This window comes from Pseudoalteromonas sp. SR45-5 (assembly GCF_014163565.1).
Lineage (GTDB): Bacteria > Pseudomonadota > Gammaproteobacteria > Enterobacterales > Alteromonadaceae > Pseudoalteromonas > Pseudoalteromonas distincta.
The window spans coordinates 1-10493 of the sequence record NZ_JACJDN010000065.1 but is presented as its reverse complement, the minus strand read 5'-3'; the positions used below and the strand labels follow the sequence as shown (position 1 = coordinate 10493).

Sequence of the window (10493 nt, the reverse complement as noted above, 5' to 3'; positions counted from 1 at the left end):
CGTAAGCCACAAAAGCCACCAACACCAAAAGAGCCGCCACCACCAATGGAATCACCGCAAATGCAAAATAGTGATGCTACAGCAAATGCTAACAACTTTGACTTTGGTGCCAATGTAGATGCGGATGTAAATTTAGCCGGCGGGTTAGCACTTGAAACAAGTGATGGTGAATACTTACCGATTGTAAAGGTGGCCCCAGTTTATCCGCGCCGTGCGTTATCACGTGGCATAGAAGGCTACGTTATTGTTGAATTTACAGTAACTAAACAAGGCACTGTACGCGACCCACAAGTAGTAAAAGCAGAGCCTGAGTCACTCTTTGATAGAGCTGCGATGGATGCAGCCCTTAAATTTAAATATAAACCGCGCGTAGTAAACGGTGAAGCCGTTGAAGTTGCGGGTGTTCAGAACAAAATATCTTTCCAAATTAGCGGTTAATTAGTAATTAACCACGAGTAAACGGACAGAAATGCGAGGCGATTATGAAATTACTACCTACAGCTAAACTTTTAAAGTTAACACTATTTTGTACCGCTGCGATCAGTACAAGTATTGTTACACCAAGTGCTCTAAGCCTAATTCCAGGGCTACAAGTAGCTACGGCATATGCAGAGCAAGAACAAAAAACGAAACGTGTACCAGCACTACGTGAAAAGGTTTATAGCCAGCTTGCTCGTGCCCAAAAACTTGCAGACGATGGTGATGTTAAAGGTGGACTTGAAGCGCTTGATAGCATTCAAGAGCGAGCTGCAAGCATGAACTCGTACGAAGTGGCAATGATGCATAACTTTTACGGGTTTATTTATTACAACGAAAACGACTTACCAAAAGCGATTGCCTCGTTTGAAAAAGTGGTAGCAGAGGAAGCCATTCCTGAGTCACTTCGTTTAAGCACTACATTTAGCTTGGCTCAACTGGCTATGGCTAATAGTGATTACACTAAAGTTATCTCTTTTTTAGATGACTGGGACAGTATTAACACTCAGCCTAAAACAGAAGGCTATTACTTGTTAAGAGCCCAAACATACTATCAGTTAAAAGATTATAAAAAAGGGCTTGAGTACATATCTCAAGTGATTGCTTTAAGCGACAGCGAAGGCAAAATCCCTAAAGAAAACTGGTTAGTACTTCAGCGAGCAATGTATTACTCGCTTAATCAAACTGACAAAGTTGTTGAAGTGCTTGAGCGCATGGTAAAGCTTTATAATAAGCCTGAGTATTGGGTGCAGTTATCGGGTATGTATGGTGAAACAGGTAGGGAAAAACAACAGTTGGCGGTAATTGAAGCCGCTTACCAGCAAGGATTTTTAACCTCTAAATCTGATTTACGCCAATTAGCGCAAGTGTATTTATACAATGGTTTAGCGTTTAAAGCTGCAAAAGTGATGAGCGATGCCATTGATAAAGATATTGCTGAAAAAACAGCAAAAAACTACGCTTTTGTTGCCGAGGCGATGATCCAAGCTAAAGAAGATGAAAAATCTATTACCTACTTTGCAAAAGCTGCTGATTTATCTGAGCACGGTAAATACGATCAACGTTTAGCCGAAGTATTTGTTAACACAGAGCAATATGAAGAAGCCGCCGATGCAGCGCGTAAAGCACTTGATAAAGGTGGCCTTGATTTTGAATCAAATGCATTTGTTGCACTGGGTATGGCGCAGTACAACATGCAAAATTTTGATGCATCAATTTTAGCGTTTGAGCAGGCAGAAAAACATAAAAAATCTCAGCGTTTAGCACAGCAGTGGATCAAATATGTAAAGCGCGAAAAAGTGCATGCAGAAACACTTAGAACAGCTTTACTGTAAATTTTAAAGCGCTTTACTAATTAACAAGTAACGCGTGTAAAACCAGTTCATAATCGCAATACTAAAACCGCCTCAGGGCGGTTTTTATCGTCTCTAAAAGCATCCAATTATTTGATTTTAAATAAGTTACTTTTGTCATCTTATGGTTATTAAACTGTAACTACTTTGTCATAAGTCTCCCGTATTGTAACCGCAGCTAAACTCAAGTGACCTTAAAGCATTATTTAAGTGTTTTATGGTGACTTGAGTTTATTTGAGCACCTAAAAAATAATTAAATACTTTAACGGAGTGAACAATGAAATTATCTGACTTATTCAAAGTAAGTTTGATTGCAACTGCAGTATCTTTAGCTGGTTGTGGTGGAGACTTAGTAGTATCTGAAGGCGACACAACTATTAATGAAGGTGATACAGTAACTAACGTTATTGAAGGCGGTGACGATACAAGTGGTGAAACCTCATCACGTGATGATTCACAAAATGCTACCACTGGCTTTCCTACTGATATTGATAATGCACTAACTCAAGGTTTAGCAACTGATGTTTCTAGTGAGTTTACATCTATTACAGATAAGCCCGTATATCGCTTAGCTGCAGATACCGTGTTCACTACTGATGTATCGTTAACAAACGATGCACACTGGATCTTAAATGGCCGTACTGCGGTTGGTAATGATCGCGCAGATAACACCAAGCTTTATATTCAGCAAGGTACAACGATTATTGGCGAAACAGGAGATGACTTCCTAGTTGTTCGTCGCGGTTCACAAATTGAATCGGTAGGGACTGTAAGTCAGCCCATTACAATGACCTCAATTCAAGATGTTACAGCTCAAGAAACAACGATTGGTCAGTGGGGCGGTTTAGTATTATTAGGTAACGCGCCAGCAAATTCTTGCGGCGACCAAGAAGGTGAAGCAACAGCTGATGAACTTGCTAATTGTGGTGTGTCGGCTGAAGGTGATGCAGGTCAGTTTGGTGGCGATATCAGTGATGATAATTCAGGTACTTTAAAGTATGTACTTGTTAAGCAAGCCGGTAAAACGTTAGGTAATGGTGATGAGTTAAATGGTATTACGTTTGCCGGTGTTGGCTCTGCAACTACGGTTGATTATATTCAAGTACATGAAAATCTTGATGATGGTATTGAGTTCTTTGGTGGCACAGTTAATGTAAGCAATGTTGTACTTACAAATATTGGTGACGATTCGCTAGATTGGTCTTTTGGTTGGACGGGCTCAGCTACAAACGTTTATATTCAGCAAGCGGCTAACGTAGGCGATAACGCTATTGAAGCTGATAACTCTGAATTTGACTCAAGTGCAACACCATTAACACTACCTACTATTTCAAACGTTACAATTGTGGGTGCTGAGGGCAATAACGGCATTCGTTTACGTGCGGGTACTGCTGGGGTTCTTAAAAATGTATTTGTAACGGGCCCAGCTACTTATGAAAACTGCTTACGTGTAGGTTCTGATTCAGTACCTCGTGCAGAGGATGGCACACTTACGATTACAAACTCTATAGTTGCTTGTCAAACTGCAGCGAATAACTTTGGCAGCGAAGTTATTAACGGTGGCGATGTACAATCTTGGTTTGAAGGCCAAGACGCTAACCAAACACTTACCCCAGCTGATTTAATGCTAGATGACAACGGTTATACACCACTTGCTGGCTCGCCGCTTATTGCAAATACGCAAGTTGGTGCATTTGATGGCTCAACTAATTGGATGGAAGGTTGGACTGTTGGTATTAATGGTGGCTTCCCTACTGATATTGATAATGCGCTATCACAAGGTTTAGCATCAGATGTTTCTAGCGAATTTCCAGAAATTACAGATAAGCCAGTATATCGCTTAGCTGAAGATACAACGTTTACAGCGGATGTAACACTTACAAATGACGCACATTGGATTTTAAATGGCCGTACCGCAGTAGGTAATGACCGTGCAGACGCTACAACACTTTATGTTCAAGCAGGCACGACATTAATTGGTGAATCAGGTGATGACTTTTTAGTTGTTCGTCGTGGTTCGCAAATTAACGCAAATGGTAATGCAACTGCACCTATTACAATGACATCTATTGAAGATGTAACAGGCGCTGAAACAACAATTGGTCAATGGGGCGGTTTAGTACTTTTAGGTAATGCTCCTGCTAACTCGTGTGGCGATCAAACTGGCGAAACGACTGCTGAAGAACTTGCTAACTGTGGTGTATCAGCTGAAGGTGACGCTGGTCAGTTTGGTGGCGATATTAGCGATGATAACTCAGGTGTACTTCGTTATATTGTCGTTAAGCACGCAGGTAAAACTCTCGGTAACGGTGATGAGCTTAATGGTATTTCGTTTGCGGGTGTAGGCTCTGCAACAAAAGTAGAATATATCCAAGTTCATCAAAACCTTGATGATGGCGTTGAGTTTTTTGGTGGTACTGTAAATGTTCGTAACATAGTACTTACTGACATTGGTGATGATGCATTTGATTGGTCGTTTGGTTGGACAGGTCGTGCGCAAAATATTTATATTCAACAAAGTGCTGTTGGTGGTGATAACGCTATTGAAGCGGATAACTCAGAATTTGATTCAAATGCTACACCTTTAACAAAGCCACTAATTTCTAACGTAACAATTGTAGGTGCTGATGGTACTAACGGTGTTCGTTTACGTGCAGGTACAGCCGGCGTTCTTCGTAATGTAGTAATTACAGGGCCTGAAGGTTACTCAAACTGTTTGCGTGTGGGTTCTGACTCTGTAGCAAATGCAGAATCTGGTGAGCTTTCTATTGAAAACTCAGTAGTGGCATGTAGTGAAGATAATAACTTTGGTAGTGAAGCAATTGGTGGTGGTAACGTTCAATCTTGGTTTGAAGGCCAAACAGGTAACCAAACGCTGACTGCTGCTGGCCTTAGTTTAGCAACCGATGGCTTTACACCTAAATCTAGCTCACCATTATTAGGTTCGGGTGTTGATTCGTCAGACCTTGATTCGTTCTTTACTAAAACAAATTATATTGGTGCGTTTGATGGCGATAATAACTGGATGGATGGTTGGACAGTCGCTATAACACCAAGTTTTCCTGATGATATTCAAAACGCCTTAGAGCAGGGTTTTGCTACTGATGTATCAGCGAGCTTTCCTGAAATCACAGACAAACCAGTTTATCAGTTAACTTCTGATGTTGTATTCACTTCAGACGTAACATTAACTAACGATGCACATTGGATTCTAAAAGGCCGTACAGCCGTAGGTAATGACCGCGCTGATGAAACGACTTTATATGTTCAATTTGGTACTACGCTTATTGGCGAGTCGGGTGATGACTTTTTAGTTGTTCGCCGTGGTTCTAAAATAGAGGCCGTGGGCAGTGCAACTCAGCCAATTACTATGACGTCTATTGAAGATGTTACTGGTGGCGAAACGACTATTGGTCAATGGGGCGGTTTAGTGCTTTTAGGTAATGCACCGGCTAACTCGTGTGGCGATCAAGAAGGCGAAGCTACCGCTGATGAGCTTGCAAACTGTGGTGTGTCTGCTGAAGGTGATGCTGGTCAATTTGGTGGTAATGACCCAGAAGATAACTCAGGTACTTTAAAATACGTGGCAGTTAAACAAGCAGGTAAAACGCTAGGTAACGGAGATGAGTTAAACGGCATTACGCTTGCTGGTGTTGGTAGTCAAACAGAGCTTGATTACATTCACGTTCATGAAAACCTGGACGATGGTGTTGAATTTTTCGGTGGTACTGCAAACATCAGTCACCTTGTTTTAACTAATATTGGTGATGACTCACTAGATTGGTCATTTGGTTGGACGGGTAAAGCGCAATACGTACTTATCAAGCAAGCCGAATCAACAGGTGATAATGCAATTGAGGCGGATAACTCTGAGTTTGATTCAAGTGCAACACCACTCACAATGCCTACAATTTCTAATGTTACTATTATTGGTAATGTAGGGGTTAACGGTATACGTCTACGTGCAGGCACTGCGGGTATGCTTAAAAACGTGGTTGTGACAGGTGGGGCAGATTATTCAAATTGTTTACGTGTAGGTTCAGATTCAGCTCCTCGCGCAGAGGATGGTACATTAACTGTTACTCACTCAGTTGTTGCATGTGAAACGGCAAATAACTTTGGTACGCAAGCAATTGGTACTGGTAATGTTGAGTCTTGGTTCTTAGGCCAAACAGGTAACTCTGTGCAAGCAGCCACAGACCTTGGTTTAGCAGATAACGGATATATGCCTTCGGCTGAGTCATTACTGTTAGGTAATGGTTTTGATTCTTCAAGCCTAGATAGTTACTTTGATTCAGTAGATTACATTGGTGCAATGGATGCACAAACAGACTGGACAGCAGGTTGGGTTAAGGTAGGTCTTTAATCCAAACCACATTATAGCCGAGCGAAAGCTCGGCTAATGTCTTGTTTTGTTTCGGAGTATAAAAATGAAATCTTTTAAACCCTCTTCTCTTGTTCTATGTAAACTAAATTGCGCAGTTATGGCTGCAATTATGGGGCTATCAGTAAACACAGCTATAGCAGCCGAAGCCGAAGAGCAAGAAATAGAAGAAGTAGTTGCTGTTGGCCAGCGACTAAAAGGTAGTGCAGGCGCAGTACTACAAGAGCGTCAAAATCAGGCATTTGTTGCTGATATTATGGGTGCTGATCAAATATCACGCACAGGTGATGGCGATGCAGCTTCAGCGCTTCGTCGTGTGACTGGTTTAACCTTAGTCGATGGTAAATATATTTATGTTCGTGGTTTGGGTGAGCGTTATTCAAGTACCCAACTTAATAGCATGTATGTTCCAAGCCCAGATCCCACTCGATCAGTTGTTCCACTGGATTTATTTCCATCGGATATTATTGAAAGCTTAAGTGTGCAGAAATCGTTTTCTCCTGATATGCCAGCGCACTTTGGTGGTGGTAATGTAAATATACGCACCAAATCTATTCCTTCTGATTTTTTGTTTAAAATACAGTTAGGTACTTCATATAACACCTCTAACAGTGACACCGGTTATTTTTACAGTGGTGGTGATGATGATTGGATGGGGCGCGATGATGGTACACGTGCTTTACCTTCATTAATTTCTACAGCGCTTAAAAGTGATGCAGGACTTGAAGGTGACAGCAGTACTTCGCTTGAGCAGCGTCAAGCGCTCTTACAATCTCTAGATTGGCAAGTTGGACCTACTGAGAAAGACGTTGATCCAGGCATGAATTTTTCAGTAGCACTAGGTGATAGGTTTGAGTCTGAAGTAGGTACTTTTGGCGTTCTTGCAGCTGTTTCCTATGACAATGAATGGGAAGTAGTTAAAGAGCAAAGCGGTACAAATTTAGGTAGTTTGGGCTGCGAAGATAAATGTTTTGCACAAACTTATGATGGCATATCTACTGAACAAACCGTTCGTTGGAGTGGCACATTAAATTTAGGTTATGAATTTAATAATAACCATAAATTTGAACTAACGAATATAGCTCTGCATGATATGAGTGACAGAGTGCGTAATCGTGACTTTTTCGATGCTAACGAGTCAGAAGAAGGTGTTACTGAGTTACGCCGTGTTGACGTTATGTATGAAGAGCGTGAAATGTTCTCTACGCAGCTCAAAGGGACGCATAATTTTCCTGAATTAGAAAATTTATTTTTTGATTGGTATGCAGGTACAAGCCGCGCCAACAGGGATGCTCCAGGTGCGTTAGATGTTGTTTTTCAAACTAACTTAAATGATGGTGTATTTGAATCAGAGCAGTTACAAGATGTTGCTGCTACTAACGTAACGCGTGATTATCAAACTTTGCATGATGACGTAGATACGTATGGTTGGAATATGGGCATCCCGTTTTATGGTGATGGCTATGAGTTAGAGCTTAAGGTGGGTGGCGATTTTTCTGAAAAAAAACGTGATGCAAGTAATATTCAATTTGGTATTACGCACCGTGGTATAACAGATGAATATACATTTGGCTCAAACATAGACCAAATTTTTTCTGACGAAAATTTAGCTAATAGTGAGTTTTATACAAGTATTACAGGCTCTGGTATTTTTGATGATGGTACCGCAGATGGTGATAAGTACAGCGCTGCACATAAGTTAGACGCTTATTATTTTATGGCCGACTTTTTCTACGAAAACACATGGCGTATAACCGGTGGTATTCGTTGGGAAGACTTTTCTCAAATATCAGTGCCTTTTCAGGCTCATACTAATTTCTTTGATGGAACAATTGAAGAAGTGAGCGAAGTTGCAATAAAAGAAGATAACTTTTTTCCTTCTTTAGCAATTACTTATATTATGGATGAAGAAATGCAGTTTCGCTTAAACTTAAGTGAAACGACGATTCGCCCAGATATGCGTGATGTAAGCTCAACTTATTATGTTGACCCACTAACAGAGTTTTTAGTGCGAGGCTCGCCTACACTTCAAAGCTCTAAGCTAAAAAATGCTGACTTTAGGTTTGAGTGGTACATGCCTTCAGGAAACAATCTATCAGTTGCTTTGTTTTATAAAGATATTGAAAACCCAATTGAAATGGTTGAGTTAGCGGGTGTTGGTGGAGCTGCTCCGCAATTACTAACAGCAAATGCGCAGTCGGGTGAACTAACAGGTATTGAGGTAGACTTTTTAACTGACTTTAGTTTTATTCATAATGATTTATCTGCCATATTTTTATCAGGTAACGTTACTCTATCGGATTCAAGTGTTGAGCTTGGCATAAACGATGCTGATGGGGTTGATTCATTATTTGAACAACAACTAAAAGAGGCGCTTGAAGCTGACTCTGTTTCTAACATTGTTACTAATAATAAACGTCGTTTAGTTGGTCATTCTGAATGGGTAGCAAACTTACAAATGGGTTATGACTCTGCTGATGGTTTTCATTCTACTTCAGTTGTTTATAACGTGTTTGGGCCGCGCATAATCGTACCAGGTACGCGTGGTAACGAAGACGCAGAAGAAAAGTCATTTCATTCTCTTGATTTAGTTTATTCTTACTTCCCTAACTTTAATACTAAAGTTAATTTTAAAGTTAAAAATATACTTGGCCAAGAAAAAGAAATTGAACAAGAAAACTTAACACTTTGGCGTCAAGAAGAAGGCACTGAGTTTAGTTTAAGCTTTAGCTACGAGTTTTAATTTTCTACCCAAGGAAGGGGGATATAATAAAACCTAATTACCTATTAGCCCTGTATTTAATACAGGGCTTTTTTATGACTATGAAAAATATTTAAGTTCTACTTTATTCACTAGTTTTAGCGCGCTGGTGGTGTTATTTTGACGTTAATGAAAATTAAATCTCACGCAATGAATTTAATTTTTAATGTATTAAGGCATCTTTTATGAATCAAACAGTGGAACAAACAATGAAAAAAGTAGGATTAGTTGGTTGGCGTGGCATGGTTGGCTCTGTGTTATTAGAACGTATGCAGCAGCAAAGTGATTTTGCCCATATCGACACCACCTTTTTCACCACCTCACAAGCGGGTCAACTAGGCCCTAATATAGCAGGCGACGCAAAACCATTGCTAGATGCAAGTGACATTAGCGAACTTGCTAAAATGGATATTATTGTTACTTGCCAAGGCGGTGACTACACCAATGCGGTATATCCAAAATTACGCGAGTCGGGTTGGGATGGTTACTGGATTGATGCTGCTTCAGCACTGCGTATGAGTGAGGACAGCATAATAGTGCTAGATCCCGTAAACAAAGATGTTATTGAACAAGGCTTAGAGCAAGGCGTTAAAACGTTTGTTGGCGGTAACTGTACAGTATCGCTAATGCTACTTGCACTAGGCGGTTTATTTGAGCAAGACCTAATTGAATGGGTAAGCCCAATGACTTACCAAGCAGCCTCTGGTGCTGGTGCACGAAATATGAAAGAGCTTATTGCACAAATGGGCGCTATTCATGCAAGTGTTGCTGAGCAATTAGATAACCCAAGCTCTGCTATTTTAGAAATTGATAAAATAGTCAGTGAAACAATGGCGTCTAAAGACTTACCACAAGATCAATTTGGTGTGCCATTAGCGGGCAGTTTAATCCCGTGGATTGACGTACCTATGCCAAGCGGTCAGTCTAAAGAAGAGTGGAAAGCACAGGTTGAAGCGAATAAAATTTTAGGCTCTTCTAAGCAACCAGTACCTATTGATGGTTTATGTGTACGTATTGGCGCTATGCGTTGTCATTCACAAGCGATGACCATTAAATTACGTGAAGATATTAGCGTAGAAAAAATTGAAGAAATTTTAGCGTCTCATAATGAGTGGGTTAAGGTAATTCCAAACGAGCGTGAAATTAGTGCCACAGATTTAACACCGGTTAAAGTAACGGGCACTTTAAGTATTCCTGTTGGGCGTATTCGTAAATTAGCGATGGGATCAAAATACATTAGCGCATTTACAGTTGGCGATCAGCTTTTATGGGGCGCGGCAGAGCCACTTCGTCGTATGCTACGCATAATTGTTGATGGTGAGTAATACGAATTCGCAATAATACTTAATCAATTTGAGGGTTTAAATCTGACGTTAACTACGTTAAATATTTCTGATATAGAACAACTAAATAACGAAATCTTTGCCTTGTTATCGACACGATTTTCTTCCCTCAAAATAGATCACTTAATTAAGCGAATTGGTATAATATATAATCAGTATTAACAAAAGGGGTTGG

The 10493-nt window shown here is 40.4% G+C and carries 5 protein-coding genes; all 5 read left to right on the top strand.

The features are described 5' to 3' along the window. The coding region (locus H5072_RS04300) for an energy transducer TonB (protein ID WP_182692815.1) at window positions 1-438 on the top strand (438 nt) is incomplete at its 5' end. Window positions 439-482: 44 nt separating this feature from the next. After that, window positions 483-1811 carry a lipopolysaccharide assembly protein LapB gene (locus H5072_RS04295; RefSeq protein ID WP_182692814.1) on the top strand — a complete coding sequence of 443 codons (1329 nt, stop codon included), beginning with the start codon at window positions 483-485 and terminating at the stop codon, window positions 1809-1811. Window positions 1812-2107: 296 nt separating this feature from the next. Beyond that, window positions 2108-6196, top strand: a complete 4089-nt coding sequence (locus H5072_RS04290; RefSeq protein WP_182692813.1) for a hypothetical protein — start codon at window positions 2108-2110, stop codon at window positions 6194-6196. Between the two features lie 64 nt (window positions 6197-6260). Next, complete coding sequence (locus H5072_RS04285) at window positions 6261-8957, top strand: TonB-dependent receptor domain-containing protein (RefSeq protein ID WP_182692812.1); 2697 nt, start codon at window positions 6261-6263, stop codon at window positions 8955-8957. Window positions 8958-9160: 203 nt separating this feature from the next. Further along, on the top strand, window positions 9161-10300 hold the full coding sequence (gene asd, locus H5072_RS04280; RefSeq protein WP_182692811.1) for an aspartate-semialdehyde dehydrogenase: 1140 nt from the start codon (window positions 9161-9163) through the stop codon (window positions 10298-10300). Window positions 10301-10493 lie beyond the last annotated feature (193 nt).